Raw genomic sequence first — 22,964 nt, forward strand, 5'->3', positions numbered from 1 at the left:
GCCCTATATTCGCTCCAACGGACCAACCGATGCTTTATTTTACGCGCTGGAAGACAATTCTCATTTGGCTGACGGTCCTCGTCGGCGTCGTGCTGGCGGCGCCGAACCTGGTTTCCCCGTCGACCCTGGCCTCGTTGCCGGATTGGCTTCCCAAGCGCCAGATGACGCTCGGCCTCGATCTGCAGGGCGGTTCGCATATCCTGCTGCAGATCGAAAAGGACGATCTGATCAAGGAACGCCTGGAGACCACGCGCGATGATATTCGCCGCCTCCTGCGCGATGAACGCATCGGTTATACGGGCCTGTCGGGCACCAACAGAACGGTCCAGGTGCGCATCCGCGATGCCGGCGACATGGAGCGGGCCAAGGAAGCGTTGTCGCAGCTCATCGAGCCGGTTTCGGCCGGCATTCTTGGTGCGACGACGGTAAGCGAACTGACGCTCGATGAACCTGAGCCAGGCCTGATGCGCTATACGCTGACCGACGAAGGCATCGACTACCGCGTGTCGGCCGCCCTTTCGCAGTCGATCGAGGTCGTCAGCCGCCGCGTCAACGAGTTGGGCACGACGGAGCCGATCATCCAGCGCCAGGGCAGCGACCGCATCCTGGTCCAGGTTCCCGGCCTCGGTGATCCGGAGCGCCTGAAGGACATTCTCGGCCAGACCGCCAAGCTGACATTCCGGATGGTCGACCAGTCGGTGCCGGTTCAGGAGGCCATCGAAGGGCGTCCGCCGGCCGGCACGAGCGTCCTTTATTCGACCGACGATCCGCCGGTTCCCTATCTGATCGAGAATCGCGTCATCGTTTCGGGCGAGAACCTGGTGGACGCACAGGCGACATTCGATCAACGGACCAATGAACCGGTCGTCTCGTTCCGCTTCGACACGCGCGGTGCGACCCGCTTCGGCCAGGCCACGCAGGAGAATGTCGGCCGGCTGTTTGCCATCATCCTCGACGATCAGGTGATCTCCGCGCCGCAGATCCGTGAGCCGATCCTTGGCGGCACGGGGCAGATTTCGGGCAACTTCACCGTCCAGAGCGCCAACGACCTGGCCGTTCTTCTGCGCGCTGGTGCGCTTCCCGCGACGCTGACCATCATCGAGGAACGCACGGTCGGCCCGAGCCTCGGCGCGGACTCCATCGAAGCGGGCAAGATCGCCGCCATCATCGCCGGCATGTTGGTCGTCGTCTTCATGGTTCTGGCCTATGGCAAGATCGGGATCATCGCCAACATCGCGTTGATCGCCAACCTGACCATGATCGTCGGTGTCCTGTCCTTCCTCGGGGCGACGCTGACGCTACCCGGCATCGCCGGCATCGTGCTGACCATGGGTATGGCCGTCGATTCCAACATCATCATCTTCGAGCGCGTGCGTGAGGAGCGCGCCCAGGGCCGGTCGGTCATCCAGGCGCTGGATGCAGGCTTCCGCCACGCAGTCTCGACCATTGTCGATGCCAACGTGACGACATTCATCGCCGCGGCGATCATGTTCTATCTGGGATCGGGCCCGGTGCGTGGCTTTGCCGTTACGCTGGCGATCGGCATCGTGACCACCGTTTTCACGGCCTTTGTCGTTACACGGTGGCTGATTGCCTTCTGGGTGCGCCGGGCAAGGCCGACGGAGTTGCCGCGCGGTCCGGTCAAGTTCGTGCCCGACGACACGAAGGTTCCCTTCATGTCGGTGCGCAAATTCGCGTTCACCTTGTCTGCACTGGCTTCCATTGCCACCGTCGTCCTGTTCATGACGGTCAATATGAATCTCGGCATCGACTTCCGCGGCGGATCGATTGTCGAGGTTCAGGCCAAGAGCGGCAATGCCGACATTGCCGACGTGCGCGGCCGGCTGACCGACCTCAATCTGGGTGAAGTGCAGGTCCAGGAGTTCGGCAGCCCGCGTGAACTGCTGATCCGCATCGGCACGCAGGAAGGCGGAGACAACGCGGAACAGTCGGCTTTGACGAATGTCCAGGACGAGCTTGCCGCCGACTACGAGTTCCGACGCGTCGAAGTGGTCGGTCCGACGATTTCGGCCGAACTGGCGCGCGCCGGAACGATCGCCGTCATCGTGTCGCTGTTCGCCATGTTGGTCTATATCTGGCTGCGCTTCGAATGGCAGTTCGCCGTCGGCGCCATCGTCGCCACGCTGCACGATGTGATCATGGTGATCGGCTTCTATGTGGTGATGGGGCTCGAATTCAACCTGACCAGCATTGCGGCCGTGTTGACGGTGGTGGGCTACTCCATCAACGACACGGTGGTGGTCTACGACCGCATTCGCGAGAATCTGCGCCGGTTCAAGAAGATGCCGCTCGACGAGCTGATCAATCTCACGATCAATCAGACCTTGTCGCGCACCACAATGACCGCTGGAACGACGCTTCTCGCTCTCCTGGCGCTCTACTTGTTTGGCGGCGAAGTCATTTCCTCGTTCACGCAGGCCATGATTTTCGGTGTGATTATCGGCACCTACTCGTCGATCTTCGTGGCGGGGCCGCTCTTGATCCTGTTCAAGCTGCGGCCGCAGGCCGTGGGGCAGGGACAGGCCAAGGTGGCGGAGGACTCCTCGATCACGCCAACCAAGGCGTAATTCCGTGGCTGCCGGCATCGTCATTCGCCAGGCGCATTTTCCGGGGCGTCCGGCGATCGAGGCATATGGCAATGGCGGCTTCCGCTTTGCCGATATGTCGCATCGCGGTTCCATCCTTTGTCTGCCTTCGGGTGTTCATGGCTGGGAGCCGGACGATCCCGAAGCATTGGCCGAACGGGATTTCGCGCGTCTCCTCGACGAGGCGGGCGAGATCGAGATCCTGCTGGTCGGAATGGGCCGGGACCTGAAGCCGCTGCCGAAGGCGCTGCGCGAGACGCTGAAGGCGGCGGGCATCGCGGCCGAGCCCATGTCGACCGGGGCGGCCGTGCGTACCTACAACGTCCTTCTGGCCGAGGACCGTGCGGTTGCCGCCGCCCTCATTGCCGTCGACTGACATGACAGAATCTCTGGCGCATGCAATGGCGACCCTGCGCGAGGGCGATCGCGACCGTTATCTGTCGATCCTCTATGCACCCGAGGACCGCCGAAAGGCACTGGCGGCGCTCTACGCCTTCAATGTCGAGATCGCGCGCGTGCGCGATCTGATCCATGAGCCGCTGCCCGGCGAGATCAGGCTGCAATGGTGGCGCGATGCGATTGCCGGCGGCCAGCCGACGACCGGCAATCCGCTTGCTGATGCGCTCATCCAAACCATCAGCCGGCATGATCTGCCGCCGGACGCCTTCGACAACTATATCGAGGCGCGCATCTTCGATCTCTACGACGATCCGATGACCGATCGGAATATGCTGGAGGGCTATTGCGGCGAGACGGCCTCGACGCTGATCCAGCTTGCCGCGATGATTCTCGACCGCGCGGCCGCGCCGTCATATGCGGCCCTGGCCGGTCATGCCGGCTGCGCCCAGGCGATTGCCGGCCTGATGCGCCTCCTGCCGGTCCACTGCATGCGCGGGCAGTGCTACATCCCGGCCGATATCTTGGCCGCGGCCGGCACCGACCGCGAGGCGATGCTGTCGGCTGCCGCCGGAGAAAACGAAAAGCAGGCCGTACTCGCCATGGTGGCGCTCGGCCGCGAGCATCTTGCCCGTTTCGAGAAAGACGCCGGCGCGCTGCCCGACACACTCAGGCCGGCCTTTTTGCCGGCGGGGCTTGCCGGGGCCTATCTCGACCGCGTCGCGCGCGCGCCTCTTTCCGGCGGCAGCGACATTCCGGCGATCAAAAAGCACTGGATCATGTTGCGCCGCGCGACACGCGGGTGGTGAGGAAGGCAACGGGAAAATGGGCTACTCGGCAGCTTCGGCCTGCGGCGGCATGCCCAACCAGGCCCGGCAGTCGGCCAGGGCGCGCGCCGAAATCGCCTTCTTCTTGGCGATCGCCTTTTCCTTGCCGCGCAGGCGCTTTCCTTCCGGCTTGGGAACCTCGACCGGCGGAAACAGGCCGAAATTGACGTTCATCGGCTGGAAGGAGCGTTTTCCCGGTTCGTCCTCGGAGACGATATGTCCGCCGGTGATGTGGCCGAGCAGGGCGCCGAAGGCGGTGGTTTCCGGGGGCAGATCCGGCGCCCGGCCAAGCCGATCGGCGACGGCGAAGCGCCCGGCGATGAGGCCGATGGCGGCCGATTCGACATAGCCCTCGCAGCCGGTGATCTGTCCGGCAAAACGCAGGCCGGGCCGCGTCTTCAATTGCAGCGAGTTGTCGAGCAGCACCGGCGAATTGATGTAGGTGTTGCGATGCAGCCCGCCGAGGCGCGCAAATTCCGCATTCTCAAGACCCGGAATCATGCGGAAGATGTGCACCTGCTCGCCATACTTCAGTTTCGTCTGGAAACCGACCATGTTGTAGAGTGTGCCCAGCGCATTGTCCTGGCGAAGCTGTACGACCGCATATGGCTTGACCGAGGGATCGTGGCTGTTGGTCAGGCCCATCGGCTTCATCGGTCCGTGGCGCAAGGTTTCCACGCCGCGCTCGGCCATGATCTCGATCGGCAGGCAGCCGTCGAAATAGGGTGTGCCTTCCCACTGCTTGAATTCCGTCTTGGCGCCGTCGATAAGCGCCTGGACGAAGTCCAGATACTGCTCCTTGGAAAGCGGGCAGTTGATGTAATCCTTGCCCGTTCCGCCTGGACCGACCTTGTCGTAGCGTGACTGGAACCAGCAAACATCCATGTCGATGGAGTCGAAGTGGACGATGGGCGCGATGGCGTCGAAAAAGGCCAGCGCGTCGGCATCGGTTTCGCTCGCGATGGCTTGGGCGAGGGAGGGTGCGGTGAGCGGCCCGGTGGCGATGATCGCCTGATCCCAGTCGGCGGGCGGCAGGCCGGCAATTTCCTCGCGCGCAATGGTGACGAGCGGGTGGTCTTCCAGCTTCGCCGTCACGGCGGCGGAAAATCCGTCGCGGTCGACCGCCAGGGCGCCGCCGGCCGGCACCTGGTTGCTGTCGCCGGCCGCCATGATGAGCGAATTGGCAAGCCGCATCTCGGCATGCAGCAGCCCGACTGCATTGGCCTCGGCATCGTCGGAGCGGAAGGAATTGGAACAGACCAGTTCGGCCAGCGCATCGGTCTTGTGTGCATCGGTGCCGCGCACGCCGCGCATTTCGTGCAGGGTGACGGGCAGGCCGGCCGACGCGATCTGCCAGGCTGCTTCCGAACCGGCGAGACCGCCGCCAATGACATGTATGGGCTTTGTCGACATGGCTTACGACATAAGCGCCGCGCGGCGCTTTTGCAATCGTCGGGTCGAGCGATGTGCGGACCGTCGAACGCACGGCGCGGCCAATTTGCCGCGCTTGCGCAAATGTGCGCTGCGGCATAGAGAATTTCTTTATGAAGTCATTGATTCCTGCCGTCTTTGTTCCGCTCCTGGCCGCTGTTCTTGCCGGGTGCAATACGCATTCCAGCAACTATGAAGATGTCGCGGCCAATTCCAGCACGCAAAGCTTCGCCGTGTGCAGCGGATTTGACTGCTACTGGCGCACCAAGGTGCCGGTGACGCGGCGCGACGCCAATCGCTATGCGGCGATCATGGCGGCCGGCCGCTCCTCGCCCGACGCCGAGCGAAAGGCCGTGGCAAAGGCCGTCGTCTATTTCGAGAAGAGCAACGCCGCCTTTCTCGGCCACACCGACACGCCGATGTCGCAGTTCCGCAATGCCGGAAAGAAAGGCGAGATGGACTGCATCGACGAGGGGACCAATACCCAGTCCCTGTTGCGCTATCTCGATCGGCGGGGCCTGCTCAGGCATCATTCCGCCGGCCCGACGATCACCCGCGGCTTCATTCTGGATGGTCAGTTTCCGCATGTAACGGCGGTGCTGATCGAGGAGAACGGGTTCAGATGGTCCGTCGACAGCTGGCCGACCGAAGTGGGGCAGGAGCCGGAGATCATGAGCGTCGAACAGTGGGTCAAGAACGGCGATCTCGCCGAAGAGCTGTCGGCCGCGATGCGCTGAGGCGTTCGAGCAGCCGCGGCGCAAACCGTTCGAGCAGCCGCGGCGCAAACCCAAGTTTCAATTTGCCTGGCGGGGATGTGGCGGCCAAACGCCGGCCGCTGGAGAAAAATTGAAGGTACAAAAAACAACACCCGCCGGGGGAGGAGGTCCGGCGGGTGTCGTTGTTTTCGGCCAGCATCCGGGAGGAGGTGAATGCTGGCCGTATCCACCGGGGCCTGGGAGGAGGTAGGCCCTGGCGAGATTCGAATTTGTCAGATGGCCTTGCGGGCGACGAAGGGGATGTCGCCACGGGCAATGCCGAGGTCGCTCAACTCGCGGTTCGAAAGGCGGCTCAGCTCACCCACGGTCTCGCGGTAGCGGCGCCAGTTGCGGTAATTGCGGATCAGGTTCATTTCTCTATCTCTCTATCGTCGTATCGGCTGTTCTCTTGTATGTCTGCAATCTAGGTATGGTCGTTGGTGATTTGAAGTGTGAATGCTGCATGGCAGCAATGCGTATTGTGCAATGCAATATCGGCCCTGAGGGCGACGATCTCGTGAAGGAAGGTTCAACGTGAACTACGCCGCGAGGGTCAAGAACGATATCGGTCGCTGGAGATCCAGGGGATGGATCGATGCATCCGCCGCCGAGCGGATGACCCGGGATGTCGAAAAGCGCGCTGCAAGGACCCTCGGCTTCGGCGCTATATTGGCGGTTCTGGCCGCCATCCTGTTTGCCGCCGCCATCTTGATCTTCATTGCCGCGAACTGGGAGGCGATCGCGCACCTGGTTCGGGTGGCGATGCTGTTCATGCTCATCTTTGCCGGCTATGTCGGTGGCGCCGTTTTGAAGTCGCGCGGGCTCGACGGGGCGGGCGAGGGCGCGTGGATCGTCGCGGCAGCCGCCTTCGGGGGCGCGATCGCGCTGATCGCGCAGATGTACCATCTGTCGGGCGAGGAAGCCGACGCGGTGTTCACCTGGGGTGCCGGCGTCGCACTGGCCGCACTCGTTCTGAGGTCTCCGGCGCTGACGGTCGTTTGTGTGGCGCTTTCCGGCGTGTGGCTATCGTTCGCGATTGCGGAAATCGACATGCGGCAGCCGTTTGGACCGGCGGTTGGCTATCCGGTTGTCGCGGCCATCCTATGGAGCCTGTCCTTGTGGACTGCGAGCCGGCCGTCGCGTCATCTCCTCCTGCTGCTCCTGATCTATTACGGGCTGCTGCAATATCTGCGCGCCGATGATCCGGCGGTTGCCATTGCCGTCGCTGCCGTCTCGGTCGGCTATTTCGTCCTTTGCGCTCTGCGCCCCCGTATGGCCGAGCGCCTTCTGGCGATCGGCCAGGCGCGCGTCCATGGGCTGATCGGTTTCGGCGCTGCCATGATGCTCCTGCAACTGCGTTTCGGCGATGGAACCGCCTTTGCCTTGCTGGCCTTCCTGACCTTTGCCGGCGCCGTCGCAGCACTGGTTCTGGGCGGCAGGGACAGTGCGCCGGTGCGCTGGCTGGCCTATTTGCTGTTCGCAGTGGAACTTTGCGTCGTCTATCTCGCGACCATTGGCACCATGCTGGGTACGGCCGGTTTTCTGCTGGCGGCCGCGCTTTTGCTGGCTGCAATCGCCACTGTCATCTTCCGCTTCGAGCGCCGGTTGCGCGATGAGCAGAATCGGGAGGGAGCCAGAACATGAGCAGGCGGGCCAGGCTGATAGCCGGCGCGGTGCTGGTTGCGCTCGTACAGATCGGTTTCCTGGCCTGGATCATCGCCGGCCGGGCGGCCATCCTGCGCGACGGAGCCGAAATCCGCCTGACGGTCGAGCCGGTGGACCCGCGCGATCTGCTCAGGGGAGACTATGTCCGTCTCACATACAATATTTCCACCGTTCAATCCGCACTGTTCGATTCCGGAGTGTTGGCGGATCATAGGGGCGCAGGAGGGGAACGCTTGTGCATCGGCCTCGATCCCGACGAGGACGGCATTGCGCGCGCCGTCTCCATTCGTCCCGCCAATGACGCAGGGCGCGCGGCAGAGACGGGTGCGGTGGAGATTTGCGGCAAAGCGACGGGCGTGTGGAGTGGCGCGCAGGGGCGGAACCTGCGCCTGGAATACGGCATAGAGCGCTTCTATCTGCCGGAAGGCGAGGGCAGGGCAATCGAGCGCGATCTGGGCCTGCGTGCGTTTACGGTCGTGGTGGCAGTCGGCGCGGACGGGCAGGCGCAGATCAAGGCGCTTTACGACGGTGAAACCAAGCTCTACGAAGAACCGCTCTATTAGCCGAGATGCCCTGTGGCAGCTTTTCGGCGCCTGTTTGTCTGTCCGCACGACCCCGCGGTATAAAAAAAGCCGCATTTTTGCGGCGTTTTTTGTTTGAAGCCGCAGTGGCTGATGATATAGACCACCCGCTTTCGGGGCTGATGCTTCGAAAGCGGGTGTGGTGGAATTGGTAGACACGCAGGATTTAGGTTCCTGTGGCGCAAGCCGTGGGGGTTCAAATCCCTCCACCCGCACCAGAAGCCACTCCCGGCAAAGAGAATCCACTGGCGAAACGGCAAGACGCTGTTGCGCTCGGCATTCGTGAAGACAAAGGTTTGATGATGCAGGTTACCGAAACGCTGAATGCAGGGCTGAAACGCGAGATCCAGGTGGTCGTTCCCGCCAAGGATATGGAAGCCCGGCTCATGGAGCGGTTGTCCGACGCCAAGGACAAGGTCCGGCTCAACGGCTTCCGCCCGGGCAAGGTGCCGCTTCCGCATCTGCGCAAGGTCTACGGCAAGTCGATGATGGCCGAGGTCGTCAACGACATTCTCAACAATTCCACCACGTCGATCATCTCCGATCGCGGCGAGAAGGCTGCCATGCAGCCCGAGGTGAAGATGACGGAGGACGAGAAGGAGGCCGAGAAGATCCTCGACGGGCAGGCCGATTTCGAGTTCTCGATCGCCTATGAGGTGATCCCTCCGATCGAAGTCAAGGACGTGACCGGCATCGAAGTGACGCGCGAGGTCTATGACGTTCCCGAGACGGAGATCGAGGAGCAGGCCATCCGCGTCGCGGAATCGGCGCGCAGCTACACGCCGAAGGCAGGCGAGGCCGAGAACGGCGACCGGGTCACGATCGATTATGTCGGCAAACTCGACGGCGAGCCCTTCGAGGGCGGGGCCGACACCGGTGCAAATCTCGTGATCGGCTCCAACCAGTTCATCCCCGGCTTCGAAGAGCAACTCGTCGGCTCCAAGGCTGGCGACGAGAAGGTGGTGACCGTCACCTTCCCCGTCGATTACCAGGCAGCGCATCTGGCCGGTAAGGAAGCGACCTTCGACGTCAAGGTGAGCGAGGTCGCCAAGGGCGACGACATCGAACTCAATGACGACGTCGCCAAGGCACTTGGCGTGGAATCGGTCGACCGGCTGCGCGAGATCGTCAAGGAGCAGCTCGAAAGCCAGTTCGGCTCCGTGACCCGCCAGAAGGTCAAGCGCCAGCTTCTCGATGCGCTGGACGGCACCTACCAGTTCGAGGTTCCCTCGAAGCTGGTCGAAGCGGAGTTCAACAACATCTGGAACCAGGTGACGCGCGACCTCGAAGCGGCTGAACGCACCTTTGCCGATGAGGACACCACGGAAGAGGATGCGCGCGCCGAATATCAGCGCCTCGCCGAGCGGCGTGTGCGCCTCGGTCTCGTCCTTGCCGAAATCGGCGAGAAGGCCGGCGTTCAGGTGAGCGACGAGGAGATGCAGCGCGCGCTCTTCGACTTCGTGCGCCGCTATCCGGGCCAGGAGCAGCAGGTTTACGAGTATTATCGCAACAACCCGGCCGCCCTCGCCGATCTGCGCGCGCCGATCTTCGAGGAGAAGGTGGTCGACCACCTGCTCACCGAGATCAAGGTGACCGACAAGAAGGTGAGCAAGGACGAACTGCTGGCCGACGACGAGGAAGAAGAGACGGCGAAGCCGGCCGAAAAGAAGCCGGCTGCCAAGAAGAAGGCCGCGCCGAAGAAGAAGGCGGCCAAGGCCGCCGACGCCGAGTAATCTGCGTCGGTATTGAAGGATTGAACGGACGGCCGCCTTCGGGCGGCCGTTTCTTTTCGGCTTTAGAGCGCGTTTGCTTCAAACGGAAACGTTTGAAGCAAGATATGCGCGCCAGATCAATATGCTGGAGCATGTACCTTTCGCTCAAACGATTCCGTTTGAACGGGGCATGCTCTAGTCAGATCAGTTGCAGCCCCTTCAGGCTCGCATGGCCGTTCTTGCCGACGATGATGTGGTCTTGCACGGTGATGCCGAGCGGCTTCGCCGAGTCCACGATGAGCTTGGTCATCTCTATGTCGGCCCGCGACGGTGTCGGGTCGCCGGACGGGTGATTGTGCACGAGGATGATCGCCGTCGATGAAAGCTCGAGCGCGCGCCTGACAACCTCGCGCGGATAGACCGGCGTATGGTCGACGGTCCCCGTCTGCTGCACTTCGTCCGCGATCAGCGCATTCTTCTTGTCGAGAAAGAGAATGCGGAATTGCTCGCGCGCCTCGAAGGCCATGGCCATGCGGCAATAGTCGATGACCTCGGCCCAGGACGCCAGGATCTGGCGGCCGCGAATGCGGCTCTTGAGCATGCGTTCGGCTGCCGCCGCGACCAGCTTGAGCTCCAGCGCCGCCGACGGGCCGACGCCCTTGGTTTCCTGCAGAAGATGGATCGGCGCACCCAGCACTTCGGCGAAGGAGCCGAATCGGTCGATCAGCGCCTTGGCCACGGGCTTGGTGTCGGAGCGCGAATTGACCCGGTAAAGCAGCATTTCCAGCAGCTCGTATTCGGCCAGTGCGTTGGGACCCGAAGCCCGCAACCTTTCGCGCAACCGTTCGCGGTGGCCGACATAATGTGGTTTCGAGCCGCCAGCCCCTTTTTTCGTGTCGATTGCACCGGTCTGTTCGGCGAAGAAGCCGCGTTCGTCCTCGTCCTGCGACTGCATCATTCCCCCGCGCTGCGCCGCTGCCACCTTGTGCCCGCCGGAAACGGCTGTCCGGGTCGGGACACCGCGGGAGCTTAGATCATAGGCGGCGGCGTTTGAAGCGGTGCGCTCGAGAAGAAGTCAGGATGCCTGCGGCAGGCCGGGGCAGTCGAGCCCGGCTGGCGACAGGGTGAAGATCTCGCAACCCGTTTCGGTGACACCCACCGTGTGTTCGTACTGAGCCGACAGCGAGCGGTCACGCGTGACCGCCGTCCATCCATCCGACAGGATTTTGACGTGCGGACGGCCGAGATTGATCATCGGCTCGATGGTGAAGATCATGCCGGGGCGCATCTCGACGCCCTCGTGCGAATTGCCGTAATGCAGGATATTGGGTGCGTCATGGAAAAGCCGCCCGACGCCGTGACCGCAGAAATCGCGCACCACAGAACAGCGCTCGCCTTCGGCGTAGACCTGGATGGCGGCACCGATTGCGCCTGTGCGCGCGCCGGGCTCTACGGCCGCAATGCCGCGCAGCAGCGACTCATAAGTGACTTCGAGCAGCCGTTCGGACGCGCGCTTGATCTTGCCGACGGGGTACATGCGGCTGGAATCGCCGTGCCAGCCGTCGAGAATGTAGGTAACGTCGATATTGACCACATCGCCTTCCCTGAGTGGCTTGTGATCGGGAATTCCGTGGCACACGACATGGTTGATCGAGGTGCAGGTCGACTTCGTGTAGCCGCGATAGTTCAACGTGGCGGGAATGGCGCCATGGTCCATGCCGAACTCGAAAACGAAACGGTCGATCGAATCGGTCGTCGTGCCGGGCGTCACCCGCGAGGCCAACTCGTCCAGGCAGCGCGCCGTCAGGTTGCAGGCCTTGCGCATGCCGGCAAACGCCTCTTCGTCGTAGAGGCGGATTTGTCCCGTATTCTTCAGCGGCGCGGTCGCTGCGTCCTGGTAGGTAACCATTTGGGTGTTCTCAGTCGTAAGATCGTCGTGATCAGGCACATGTGGCACCGAACATCGGCCGTATCAACCCCTCCGGCCGCGCAATGGCGCAACCGGCCGGAAGGTGGACATATCGAAAGCTAGCGCGCGTTCGCTTCAAACGGAAACGTTTGAAGCAAAGATATGCGCGCCAGATCAATATGTTGGAGCATGTCCCGCTCAAACGATTCCGTTTGAGTGGGAAATGCTCTAAGCAGCCGTCGCTTCTTGCGGTGGTTTCTTGGCGCCGGTCATGAAGGCGACGGCATCCGACATCGAATGATCCTTGGGGTCGATGACACACAGGCGCCGGCCCAGCCTGTGCACGTGGATGCGGTCGGCAACCTCGAAGACATGCGGCATGTTGTGCGAGATCAGCACGATCGGCAGGCCGCGGGCGCGCACGTCCTGGATCAGTTCGAGCACGCGGCGCGATTCCTTCACCCCCAGCGCGGCCGTCGGCTCGTCCATGATGACGACCTTCGAGCCGAAGGCCGCGGCCCGTGCCACGGCCACGCCCTGGCGCTGGCCGCCCGACAGCGTCTCGACCGCTTGCGTGATGTTCTGGATCGTCATCAGGCCGAGCTCGGAGAGCTTTTCGCGTGCGATGCGTTCCATGGCCGCGCGGTCGATCGCCTTGAACCAGCGCCCGAGCAGGTCCTGCCTGCGGATCTCGCGGCCCATGAACATATTGTCGGCGATCGACAGGGCAGGGGACAGGGCCAGCGTCTGGTAGACCGTTTCGATGCCGGCGCCGCGTGCCGCCATGGGCGAATTGAAACGGACCGGATTGCCCTCCAGCCGGATTTCGCCTTCATCGATCTGGATGGCGCCGGACAGTGCCTTGATGAGCGAGGATTTTCCCGCCCCGTTGTCGCCGATAACGGCCAGGATCTCCCCCGGATAGAGGTCGAAGTCGGCGTGATCGAGCGCGGTCACGCGGCCGTAGCGCTTGACGACATTGCGGGCGCTGAGGATGGGTTCGGACTGGGTCATGACGACAACTTCCTGATCCACTGGTCGATCGCGACGGCGAGGATGGTGAGCCAACCGATGGCGAACACCTGCCAAAGGACGTCGACGCCCACGAGGCGCAGGCCCGAATTGAAGACGCCGACGATCAGTGCCCCGATCAGCGGTCCGACGATCGAGCCGCGCCCGCCGAACAGCGATATGCCGCCGATGACCACGGCTGTGATCGACTGCAGGTTGGCTTCCTGAAAGCTTTGCGGCGAGACGGAGCCGACGCGGCCGATCGAGGCCCAGGCGCCGATGGCGCAGACGAGGCCGGCAAGCATGTAGACCGACATCAAGGTGTGGTTGGTTCGGATTCCAGAGAGCTCTGCAGCTTCCTTGTCGTCTCCGACGGCATAGACGTGCCGCCCCCAGGCCGTACGGTTGAGCATGTACCAAAGCACTGCGAAGACCAGCACCATGAGGATCGAGCCGTAGGTGATCTGTGCGCCGCCGAAGGCGACGCTTCGGCCGAAGAGCTTGAGCAGCGGGGCCTGCTCGTCGAGCGTCTGGCTGCGGATCGACTGGGCCCCGGACAGCCACAGATTGAGTGCGAAGAAGATGTTCCAGGTGCCCAGGGTGACGATGAAGGGCGGCAGCTTGACCCGTGTCACCAGAAAGCCGTTGAGGCCGCCGGCGGCCATTCCGCCGATCAGGCCGACCGCAATGGCGATCGGCGTCGGCAGGCCGACGGTGACCGACAATTGTCCCATGATGACTGACATGAGCACCATGTTGGCACCGACCGACAGGTCTATGCCGGCAGTCAGGATAACCAGGCTCTGGGCTGCTGCGAGCACGCCGATGATCGACACCTGTTGCAAGATCAAGGAAAGATTGAACGGCGAGAAGAAGCGGGTGCCGGCCAGGAAGCCGAAGACGGCGATGGAGGCGACGAGCACGATGACGGGAACCATCGTCGGGTTGCGGTGCAGGAAATGCTGTACGCGGTCGAGCCAGTTCAGATCATGGCTTTCGAAAGCGGCGACGGAAGCCTCGCTTTCGTCCAGCGACTGTTCGTAATCGTCCGATCGACGCGGCGTGCTCGTGGCATCGCTCATCGACTTCCTCCCGGATGTTTGATTGCAGCTTGCCCGACGTGTCTCCGGCCGTCAAAGCCGGATGAATTCGGGCGTGCGGAGCCGGCCTGTCCGGCCCCGCATTTTCCCGGCATCAGCCCCAGCAGCGATCGAGGCCGTCGGCGACGCTGATCGAGGAAACGCCGTCGACCGGCTGGTCGGTGACGAGATTGACGCCCGTATCGAAGAAGTCGAGGCCGGGCGTGTTCTCGGGCTTGGCGCCGCTGTCGGCCCAGGCCTTGATGGCTTCGATGCCTTTCGCCGCCATCAGCAGCGGGTATTGCTGCGACGTTGCGCCGATGACGCCCTCCTTGACGTTTTCCACGCCCGGGCAGCCGCCATCGACCGACACGATGATCACGCCGTCCGTCTTGCCGAACGATTTCAGCGCTTCATAGGCCCCGGCAGCGGCCGGCTCGTTGATCGTGTAGACGACGTTGATCTCCGGGTCGCGCTGCAGCAGATTTTCCATCGCCTTGCGCCCGCCTTCCTCGTTGCCCGACGTCACGTCGTGGCCGACGACGCGCGGGTCGTCTTCATCCCCGATCAGCTTGGGATCGCCGAGTTCGACGCCGAATCCCTTGAGAAAGCCCTGGTCGCGCAATACGCCGACCGAGGGTGCGGACGGCGAAAGATCGAGCATTGCGATCTTGGCGTTGGCGGCTTCGTCGCCAAGCGTCGCGGCGGCCCATTGGCCGATCAGCTCGCCGGCCTTGAAATTGTCGGTGGCGAATGTGGCGTCGGCCGCGTCGATAGGCTCAAGCGGCGTGTCGAGAGCGATGACCAGGAGGCCGGCGTCGCGTGCCTTCTTGACCACCGGCACGATCGCCTTTGTGTCGGAGGCCGTCACGAGGATGCCCTTGGCGCCGGAGGCGATGCAGGTCTCGATCGCCTGAACCTGGGTTTCGTGATCGCCGTCGACCTTGCCGGCATAGGTGGCAAGCTCGATGCCCAGCTCTTCGGCCTTGGCCGTCGCGCCTTCCTTCATCTTGACGAAAAAGGGATTGATGTCGGTCTTGGTGACGAGGCAGGCGCCGATATCCTGCGCCGATGCCAGGCCGCTCATGAGGCCGAACGCGGCCGCGCTCAGCAAAGCTGTCGTCAGTGTCTTGTGCTTCACGATTTTCCTCCCGTGAACGATTGTGCGGACCCCGCCAATCCAGTGTTTCAGCGGACTGGCCGGCACCTGTCCCGCCGCCAGTCCGGACGAAAGCAAACTCCAACTGACGGTCACTGTCAATATATAAATCAAAATGAATTATTATTGACAGCATGCCCCGAACCGACCATTGTCCTGCGGCGGCATGTGCAGAATTGCCGCAACTGAGGAAGCAGGAGGAGCGCTGCGTGGTGGACTCTACGAACAGCGGCATTGCGACGGTGCATCGCCTGGACCGCGGTTCGAACCAAAGTGGCATGCGCGCCTACAATGAACGTCTCGTGCTTTCGCTGGTGCGCCGCCATGGGGCGTTGGCCAAGATGGAAATCGCGCGCATGACCGGCCTGTCGGCGCAGACCGTCTCGGTGATCATGCGCGCCCTGGAAGCCGATGGCCTTCTCCTGCGCGGCAAGCCCGTGAGGGGGAAGGTGGGGCAGCCTGCCGTTCCCATGTCGCTCGATCCGCAAGGCGCCCTGTTCTTCGGCCTCAAGATCGGCCGGCGCAGCAGCGATCTGGTGCTCATCGATTTTCTGGGCCAGGTCATGGCCAAGGTTCATTCTGCCTATCGTTATCCCACGCCCGCCGCGACGATCGCGTTCGCACGCGAGGCGCTGACGCAGATCACGGCGCAACTCACCGCGCGCCAGAACGGGCGCATTGCCGGGCTTGGCATTGCCATGCCGTTCCAGCTCTGGGACTGGGCCGAATTCGTCGAAGCTCCCTCGGATGCGATGATGGACTGGAAGACGGTCGATATTCGCGCAGAGATCGCCGAAGGGGCGGACTATCCCGTATTCTTGTTGAACGATGCGTCGGCCGCCTGTGGCGCCGAGCTGGTGTTCGGCTCCGCCCCGGGGCAGAGCGATTTTCTCTATTTCTATATCGGCTATTTCATCGGCGGCGGCGTCGTCCTCAACGGCAGCCTCTACAGCGGACGCACCGGCAATGCCGGCGCGATCGGCTCGATGCCGGTGCCGGACGGCAGGGGCGGAACCGGCCAGTTGATCGACATCGCCTCGATCGCGACCCTGGAGGCCGCACTGGACGCTGCCGGCCACGCCAGTTCAGTGCTCTGGGAATCGCCCGGCCACTGGCCAGTCGACGAGAGCATCCTCGGCGAATGGATCGATGGCCTGTCGAAGGCGCTGGCTCACGCCATCGTGGCGTCCTCCTCCGTGATCGACTTCGAGGCGGCGGTGATCGACGGCTGGCTGCCGTCCGAGGTGCGTGCGCGCATCGTTGCCGCGACGCGTGTGCAGATTGAGCAGATCGATCTCGCCGGGATCCGGGCTCCGATCGTGCGCGAAGGCACGGTCGGACATGATGCGCGCGCCCTGGGGGCGGCAAGCCTGGCGCTGTCGCAACGTTTTCTGGTCGATTCCAACGCTTTTCTCATGGACCAGTGAACGCGCTGCGCCGTGGCGTGCGGGAAAATTCCTTGTTCAACGCTCCATGAATGCGCGTGACATGCTGTCACGGATCGGCTTGGTCAGGTAGTCGATAAACGTCCGCTCCGCTGTCTGGATCATCACTTCCACCGGCATGCCCGGGGTCGGCGTGAAGCCGCGCACCTTTGCCAACTCGCTCGGCGAGAGCTCGATACGCGCCAGATAGACCTCCTTCTGCTCCAGCCCGACCGTATTGCCTGCCAGAGCATCGGCCGACACGTAAAAGACATCGCCGTTGAGCACCGGCGTGGTCCTCTGGTTGAGCGCGATCAATCGCACGGTCGCCTTCTGACCGGCCCTGATCGCGTCGATGTCCTTGCGTTGCACCTGCGTCTCGATGATCAGCGGGATGTCGGACGGGACGATCTCGAGGATCTTCTTGCCGGTTTCGATAACACCGCCGGCGGTGTGGTAATACATGCGCACGACCACGCCGGCGACCGGCGCGTTGATCGTCGAGCGCCTGAGCACGTCCTGCGCCGCACGCGATTTCTCACGCACCGTGTCGAGCTCGGCCTCCATGGTCTGCAACTCGTCGAGCGCAGCATCCTTCATTTCCGTCACCGTCTGATCGATCTGCTGTTGGTGCTTCACGATCTGCGACTGCGTCTCGGAGATCTCTGCTCCCAGACGGCCGATCTGGCCCCTGGCGTCGGCCATTGCGCGCTGGATGGCGTTGACTTCCGTCTTGCGGGTCAGCCCCTTGTTGAACAGGATCATCTTGCCCTCCAGTTCCTCTTCCAGGAAGTGGAGTTGCTCGGCCATCGACTCCTTTTGCCGCTTGAAGCCGATCTTGCGGAATTCGAGCGATTCGATGTTCTGACGCAAAAGCCCGATCTCGGCCTCAATCCGGGTCTTCTCGGCGTTGAACGCGGTCGTCTGGCTGTCGGCGATCGAGCGGATGTCCATGTCGTTCATGTTGTCGGTCACGATCGGCGGCAAGGTCAGCACCTTTCGTTCTTCAACCTGCGCCCGCAGCCGCTCGACGATTGCCTCGAGCCGCGCCTGGCGCAGGAAGAGTTGCCGTTCCTGGACCTGGGCCGCCGTGCCGTCGAGCTTGAAAAGCGGATCGCCCTTCTTCACGTGGTCGCCTTCATTGACCAGAATTTCCTCGATGATCCCGCCTTCCAGATGCTGGATGATCTTGTTTTCGCCCGTGGCGACGAAACTGCCCTGGGCGATGACCGCCGCCGCCAGCGGGGCAGTGGATGCCCAGGTGCCGAAGCCGCCGAACGCCACGGCCGCTATGGCGAGGCCGGCCACGGCATGGCCCCGGATGGAGCGCGGCACTTCGCTGTACCATTCCGCGTCATGAACTTTGGAGATGCTCGTCATGGCATGAACCTCATCCGATCTGCCGGCCACTGTTGGCCTGCGCGGCCAATTGGGCGTTGTTTCCAGGGACAGCCGGAGCACCGAGCGCACTGAGCACCTCCTGGCGCTGTCCGAACATCGATACCGTGCCGTTTGTCAGAACGAGGATCTTGTCGACGCAATTGAGCAGCGATGCGCGCTGCGTGATCGTGACGACCGTGATCTTCTCGCGCTTGGCATGTTCCAGTGCCCGGATCAGCGCGGAGTCGCCGTTGCCGTCCAGGTTGGAATTCGGCTCGTCCAGCACGACCAGACGCGGATTGCCGAAGAAGGCGCGTGCCAGGGCAATGCGCTGCTTCTGGCCGCCCGACAGCGGCGATCCGTCCGAGGCGACGGTGGTCTCGTATCCCTGGGCGAAAGACGAGATCAGCTCGTGCACATCGGCCAGCACCGCCGCCTTGTAGATGTCCTGGTCGGAGGCGTCGTCGCGCATGCGCCCGATATTGGCCTTGATGGTGCCCGGGAAGAGCTGCACGTCTTGCGGCAGATAGCCGATATTTTCGCCGAACTGGCGCTGGTCCCAGTTTCTCAGATCCATAAGGTCCAGGCGCACATTGCCCGAGGTCGGCAGCAGCGATCCGACGAGCATCTTGCCGAGCGTCGTCTTGCCGGCACCCGAATCGCCGATGATGGCAAGCGAATCGCCCGGCGCCAGCGAGAAGGCGACGCCGTTGAGGACGACACGCTTGGTGCCCTGCGGCACGTAGAGAAGACGTTCCACATCGAGCCGGCCCTCGGGCCTGGGCAGCTTCAGGCGCTCGAAATTGAGCGGCGAAACCTGCAGCAGCGAGGATATGCGCTGATAGGAGGCGCGCGAATGCAGGAACTGGTTCCAGCCCTCGATGGCGCCTTCGACCGGCGCCAGGGCGCGTCCGGCGATGATCGAGGCGGCGATCACCATGCCGCCGGTGATTTCTCCGTGAATGGCCAGATAGGCGCCCCAGCCGAGCATGCCCACCTGGGTGAGGAGCCGTACCCCCTTCGACAGCGACGCCGAGACGACATTGCGGTCCTGTGCCACGACCTGGGCCTTGAGCGATCCGGCCGTGTCCTGGCCCCAGATCTTCACGGCCTCGGGGATCATGGCAAGCGCGTTGATGACCTGCGAGTTGCGCGACATCGCGTCGAGATGGAGATTGGCTTTGCTCTGGAAGGTACTCGCCTCGCCGAACGCGGCCGCCGTGGCGCGCTGATTGATATAGGCGATGGCCAGAAGGATCAGCGCCGCGATCACCACGATCGATCCCAGATGCGGATGGACCAGGAAGACGGCCAGCATGAACAACGGCGTCATCGGTGCATCGAGAAAGGACAAAAGCGTTCCCGACACCAGGAAGGAGCGCAATTGCTGCAGGTCGGCCAGCGTCTGGTATTCCTTGCCGTTGCTTTGCAGCGAGGCACGTGCCGCCGCGCCGAGAATGGGTGCGCCAAGCTGTGCGGCGACCTCGACGGCGGTGCGCATCAGGATGAAGCGCCGAATGGCGTCGAAAACCGCGTTGAGGATGACGGCGCCCGCGATCACGATGGTCAGCATGACCAGCGTGTCCGTCGACCGGCTGGTGAGCACCCGATCGGATATCTGGAAGAGATAGACCGGGATAGCCAGCACCAGCACGTTGGTCGCCACGGTGAAACCCATGACGATCGCCAGGTTCTGAGTAACGGCCTTTCGTCCGGCCTTGAGATTGTCGGCCAGATTGATCGGCCCCAGCCGGCGATGAAAGACATTCTGGCCGGCCTTGTCGCCTGCCGCTTGGCGCCCACCGTTCGGTCCCGATCCCGCCTTGATGGGACCGCGGTCGGCCTCGATCGATTTCAGACGGCCGGCACTGAAATCGGCGTCCCTGACGTCGACCTTGGGCTGCTTTTGCGGACCCGCTTCGATGGTCACGTCTCCCGGGTTGTCTGCGCCGGAGGCAGCGTGCGCTGCCGTCTTCTTTTCCGCCTCCGTTGCGGCGGCATCGGGCCGAGCGTGGTCATGCTGCTGGGCCTTGGTGGGGGAGGGAGCATCGCCGGTTTGACCGGCTCGCTTGGCTTCGCTTGTGGACGAGGTGTTGGACTTCATTTCCTGCACCGTCCTGTCTATTTCGCCCATAAGGGCCTGAAAATCGCGGTCCAGCGCCGCCGCGGTCTCATCCGAGCGGGGCGTGATGCCCGCCGAAGGAGCCTCGCCTGCCGCGTTCTTCTGGTCGGCCCGCGGCAGGTCGTCGTTGCGTGTGTGCTTGTTCATGGCGTCTTATGTTCTCGAGGTTTCAGGCAACGACGGACTGCATGATGTCGTTGTGGGCAGGGTGGACATCCTGACCGTCGGAGGATCCGCCGGCCGGCTGGATTGGTCCGAGATCGCCCGCCTCGTCGCCGAGGAAAGCCACCGCTTCGTTGATCAGTGCGTCGGCGTCGTGGTTCAAGGCCAGATTGTCCATCTTGACCAGTTCCGACTGGACGAGGAACTCGTCCGAATACTGGCCTTTTGCGGCATAGCTCTTGGCAAGCGTGTCGTGATCGGTGATCGCTGCGGTGTTGAGCAGCACGTTGGCGCCGGTGTTCACGGTCCAGTCGGCGTTGTTGATGCCCGCCTTGTCCATGGCGAGCGCCACCTGGTCGGAATCGCCCAAAATGTTCATCTGCGAGATGTATTTCAGGTCGATGATGCTGCCGGTCACATAGAGCACGCGCAGGCCCGCAAGGCCCATGAAGGCATCGTCGGAATAGACCCCGTCATCGATGGTCATCTTGCCGGATGCCAGAGCGTCCATGGTCTTCTGGTAGTGATCCGGCAGGTTATCGAATTTGGCCGAACCGCCGACATTGGCCAGTTTGGCCTCGTTCCAAAGCAGATTGCCGCTCGCCGAAACCGAACCTTTGCCGTTGGTGTCGAATCCGTTGACGGCGCCGGCAATATCGTCATCGAGCAACAGGTTCGTCTGCTTGATGATGCTGCCGTCATAGAAATCCTTTCCGACCATGATCAGGTCGAAAAAACTTCCGAACTCCGCCAGTGACGTGGAATTGAAGGCCATATTGCCGCCCGTGACCACGTTAGAAATCGAGCCGGAGGACGACATGGTGTGCACATCGTTGTCGGTCACGAAGTTGAGCTGCTTGACCCAATCCATGAAGATCAGATCACCGTCGATCTTGGTGAAGCCGGCCATTTGGGGGGTGCCGTTGGAGGCCGGAACCGCGGCGCTCTCGGATGGATCGACGTGCTTGAAACTGGCCAGATTGAAGGCCTTGGTCGTTTGCGCGTCCTTGCTCCATTCCGACAGGCTGGACCCGATAGAGTCGAGATCGCTCCAGGCGTTTTGCTGGACGATCGCGTTGACCTCGACGTTTTTTCCGCCGATGGCGGTCACCGTCGACGAGAGCGATTTGTTGTTGATGATGGCGCTGTTGACCAGCGTGTTGCCGCCGGCTTCGAGCGTGACGGATGGCTGTTGCGCCAGGCTGCCTTCACCCTTGGTGTAGCTGCCGCTCGCAGACGCGCCCGTACCGTTGACACCCTGATTGGCGGGACCATCCTGCGGCGATCCGGCGTCCTCGGCCAGCATCGACCCATCAGGCAGGTAGTCCTGGATCGACGGCATTTCGATAGCCGCCTTCCCGTTGACATATATGCCTTCGATCGCCTCATCGTGGACAACGAAGCTGGTCTGTATCAGCCCGTCGCCGACGTCCTGCGGTGCGTCGTTTGCCTCATAGGCCGCCGCTGCTGCCTTGAGTTCGGCTGCCACGTTGTCGATGAAATCCGCCATCTCCTCGACGGAGCCCGGGGGCGCGCTTTCGGACAGGGCGCTGCTGGAATGCATTTGCTCGACAAGCGCTTCCAGCGCCGCGTCGGGCGCCCCGATCTGGCCGACAAACAGCCCGCTGCCGCCAATGCCGACATAATCGTTGTCGGTGAGATGGTTTTCCTGATTGATCGCGACGGCGATCTGTCCCGGCGGATCGATGCTGATATCCGGCGCCGCCCCGGAAGGAGCGGACTGCGTGACGACGATCGAGACCGTTTGCTTGATCGCGATGTTCTCATAGCCGGGATGATCGGCCGATATGCCTTTTGGGCTGACCGGAATGTGCGGTGGATTGTGGCCGATCGGATGGCTCGACGTCAGCGGCTCGACCTGTGGAGCCGGCGGAACGTAGTGCAACTGCGGGTCGTGATCCTTGAACTGGTATGGGGATTTGAAGGAAACGCCGACCTGATCCCATTGCGGGTCGTCCGAACTGGCGCGTTGGGCCTGCTTGAAACTCTCGTAGCTCTCTCGCAACCTGGCTTGTTCTTCGGTGATCTGAAAAAGCCCGATAAAGTGGGCTATCGCCTCGGTAACCTTGTCCATATACACCGTGCGTACTCCCGGTTCTGGACTGACCCTCGCCATCGGGCAAGTCGATTGCAAAGCCCCATCGATTAGGAGGCTGCGCGGCCATGGCCGCGCAGCCCGGTGTCGTTCGACTTTCGGAAATCAGGCGGTGTCGTCTTCGCCGATCACGGTGCTCGACAGGCTGCCGCCGACCACGGTCATGTCGACCGAATTGTCGAGCAGGTTGGCACCCATGATGATTTCCTGGTTGAAGGCGGTGGTTTCGACGATCGCGTCGGCGCTCGCTGTGGAGGTACCGGTCACGAAGCCGTCATCACCATTGTTCGATCCCCATGTGCCGCCGGCTCCGCCAGCGCCATTGGTGATCGTTCCGCCAGCACCGCCAGCACCGCCGTTGCCACCGCTGGCATAGCCGCCGATGCCGTCGCCACCCTTGGACAGGTTGATGGTGTCGCCGCCCCAGGCGAAGCCGCCCCAGCCGCCGTCACCACCTTTGCCGATGCCGACGCCGGCGCCGAAGCCGTTGCCTTCGCCTGCACCCTGGCCGGCACCGTTGCCGCCGGCACCGCCGGGCCCGCCGGCACCGCCGTCGCCGGTGTCACCACCGATCCCGAGGCCGAGGCCGAGGGCGCCAGCGTGACCGCCAGCTGCGTCGGCCATGCCGC

General features: G+C 62.9%; 18 protein-coding genes, 1 tRNA gene and 1 pseudogene. 9 read left to right on the plus strand and 11 right to left on the minus strand.

The annotated features are described in order from the left end of the window. Positions 1 to 29 precede the first annotated feature (29 nt). Genes secDF through GM909_RS20990 form a run of 3 tightly spaced genes read left to right on the plus strand, consistent with a single transcriptional unit; the run spans position 30 to position 3,811 of the window. Positions 30 to 2,588, plus strand: coding sequence for a protein translocase subunit SecDF (gene secDF / locus GM909_RS20980; RefSeq protein WP_157019171.1), 2,559 nt, complete (start codon positions 30 to 32; stop codon positions 2,586 to 2,588). 4 nt (positions 2,589 to 2,592) lie between these two features. Beyond that, a complete protein-coding gene (locus GM909_RS20985) occupies positions 2,593 to 2,982 on the plus strand; it encodes an Mth938-like domain-containing protein (protein WP_157019172.1) in 390 nt (129 codons plus the stop codon). A 1-nt stretch (position 2,983) separates the two neighbouring features. Continuing rightward, a complete protein-coding gene (locus tag GM909_RS20990) occupies positions 2,984 to 3,811 on the plus strand; it encodes a phytoene/squalene synthase family protein (RefSeq protein WP_157019173.1) in 828 nt (275 codons plus the stop codon). Positions 3,812 to 3,832: 21 nt separating this feature from the next. Here GM909_RS20990 and trmFO read toward each other — a convergent pair whose 3' ends face one another. Next, a complete protein-coding gene (trmFO, locus tag GM909_RS20995) occupies positions 3,833 to 5,242 on the minus strand; it encodes a methylenetetrahydrofolate--tRNA-(uracil(54)-C(5))-methyltransferase (FADH(2)-oxidizing) TrmFO (protein ID WP_157019174.1) in 1,410 nt (469 codons plus the stop codon). A 131-nt stretch (positions 5,243 to 5,373) separates the two neighbouring features. Between trmFO and GM909_RS21000 the strand changes: the two genes are divergently transcribed. Further along, positions 5,374 to 5,997, plus strand: a complete 624-nt coding sequence (locus GM909_RS21000; RefSeq protein WP_157019175.1) for a hypothetical protein — start codon at positions 5,374 to 5,376, stop codon at positions 5,995 to 5,997. 251 nt (positions 5,998 to 6,248) lie between these two features. On the opposite strand, the gene GM909_RS21005 is transcribed toward GM909_RS21000, so the two are convergent. Then, positions 6,249 to 6,389: a DUF1127 domain-containing protein gene (locus GM909_RS21005; protein ID WP_157019176.1), complete on the minus strand. Its 141-nt coding sequence runs from the start codon at positions 6,387 to 6,389 to the stop codon at positions 6,249 to 6,251. A gap of 160 nt (positions 6,390 to 6,549) precedes the next feature. Between GM909_RS21005 and GM909_RS21010 the strand changes: the two genes are divergently transcribed. The 4 genes from GM909_RS21010 to tig all read left to right on the plus strand — a co-directional run bounded on the left by GM909_RS21010 (position 6,550) and on the right by tig (position 9,994). Then, the gene (locus GM909_RS21010; protein WP_235912006.1) at positions 6,550 to 7,659 is read left to right on the plus strand and encodes a DUF2157 domain-containing protein; all 1,110 of its coding nucleotides are present in this window, start codon (positions 6,550 to 6,552) and stop codon (positions 7,657 to 7,659) included. Then, a complete protein-coding gene (locus GM909_RS21015) occupies positions 7,656 to 8,243 on the plus strand; it encodes a GDYXXLXY domain-containing protein (RefSeq protein WP_157019177.1) in 588 nt (195 codons plus the stop codon). The genes GM909_RS21010 and GM909_RS21015 overlap by 4 nt, the downstream gene beginning before the upstream one ends. 151 nt (positions 8,244 to 8,394) lie before the next feature. After that, a tRNA-Leu gene (locus GM909_RS21020) sits at positions 8,395 to 8,479 on the plus strand. Between the two features lie 84 nt (positions 8,480 to 8,563). Continuing rightward, positions 8,564 to 9,994, plus strand: coding sequence for a trigger factor (tig, locus tag GM909_RS21025; protein ID WP_157019193.1), 1,431 nt, complete (start codon positions 8,564 to 8,566; stop codon positions 9,992 to 9,994). Between the two features lie 178 nt (positions 9,995 to 10,172). Here tig and radC read toward each other — a convergent pair whose 3' ends face one another. From radC to GM909_RS21050, 5 genes are all read right to left on the minus strand, one after another. Beyond that, positions 10,173 to 10,931 (minus strand): RadC family protein, encoded by a 759-nt coding sequence (radC, locus tag GM909_RS21030; RefSeq protein WP_157019178.1) that lies wholly within the window; start codon positions 10,929 to 10,931, stop codon positions 10,173 to 10,175. A 117-nt stretch (positions 10,932 to 11,048) separates the two neighbouring features. Further along, positions 11,049 to 11,882: a type I methionyl aminopeptidase gene (map, locus tag GM909_RS21035; RefSeq protein WP_157019179.1), complete on the minus strand. Its 834-nt coding sequence runs from the start codon at positions 11,880 to 11,882 to the stop codon at positions 11,049 to 11,051. Positions 11,883 to 12,110: 228 nt separating this feature from the next. After that, positions 12,111 to 12,896 (minus strand): ATP-binding cassette domain-containing protein, encoded by a 786-nt coding sequence (locus tag GM909_RS21040; RefSeq protein WP_157019180.1) that lies wholly within the window; start codon positions 12,894 to 12,896, stop codon positions 12,111 to 12,113. Continuing rightward, positions 12,893 to 13,975 (minus strand): ABC transporter permease, encoded by a 1,083-nt coding sequence (locus GM909_RS21045; RefSeq protein ID WP_157019181.1) that lies wholly within the window; start codon positions 13,973 to 13,975, stop codon positions 12,893 to 12,895. Before GM909_RS21045 ends, GM909_RS21040 begins: the two co-directional genes overlap by 4 nt. Before the next feature lie 112 nt (positions 13,976 to 14,087). Then, a complete protein-coding gene (locus GM909_RS21050; RefSeq protein WP_407941333.1) occupies positions 14,088 to 15,113 on the minus strand; it encodes a sugar ABC transporter substrate-binding protein in 1,026 nt (341 codons plus the stop codon). Positions 15,114 to 15,409: 296 nt separating this feature from the next. Between GM909_RS21050 and GM909_RS21055 the strand changes: the two genes are divergently transcribed. After that, on the plus strand, positions 15,410 to 16,558 hold the full coding sequence (locus GM909_RS21055) for an ROK family transcriptional regulator (protein ID WP_198174336.1): 1,149 nt from the start codon (positions 15,410 to 15,412) through the stop codon (positions 16,556 to 16,558). 36 nt (positions 16,559 to 16,594) lie between these two features. On the opposite strand, the gene GM909_RS21060 is transcribed toward GM909_RS21055, so the two are convergent. The 4 genes and pseudogenes from GM909_RS21060 to GM909_RS25845 all read right to left on the minus strand — a co-directional run. Beyond that, positions 16,595 to 17,935 carry an HlyD family type I secretion periplasmic adaptor subunit gene (locus GM909_RS21060; RefSeq protein ID WP_157019183.1) on the minus strand — a complete coding sequence of 447 codons (1,341 nt, stop codon included), beginning with the start codon at positions 17,933 to 17,935 and terminating at the stop codon, positions 16,595 to 16,597. Positions 17,936 to 17,945: 10 nt separating this feature from the next. After that, on the minus strand, positions 17,946 to 20,204 hold the full coding sequence (locus tag GM909_RS21065) for a type I secretion system permease/ATPase (RefSeq protein ID WP_157019184.1): 2,259 nt from the start codon (positions 20,202 to 20,204) through the stop codon (positions 17,946 to 17,948). A gap of 22 nt (positions 20,205 to 20,226) precedes the next feature. After that, positions 20,227 to 22,320, minus strand: coding sequence for a type I secretion protein (locus GM909_RS21070; RefSeq protein ID WP_157019185.1), 2,094 nt, complete (start codon positions 22,318 to 22,320; stop codon positions 20,227 to 20,229). Between the two features lie 120 nt (positions 22,321 to 22,440). Then, a pseudogene (locus tag GM909_RS25845) lies at positions 22,441 to 22,964 on the minus strand (hypothetical protein); the annotation flags it as partial.

This window comes from Mesorhizobium xinjiangense (assembly GCF_009749525.1).
Classification (GTDB): Bacteria; Pseudomonadota; Alphaproteobacteria; order Rhizobiales; family Rhizobiaceae; genus Mangrovimarina; species Mangrovimarina xinjiangensis.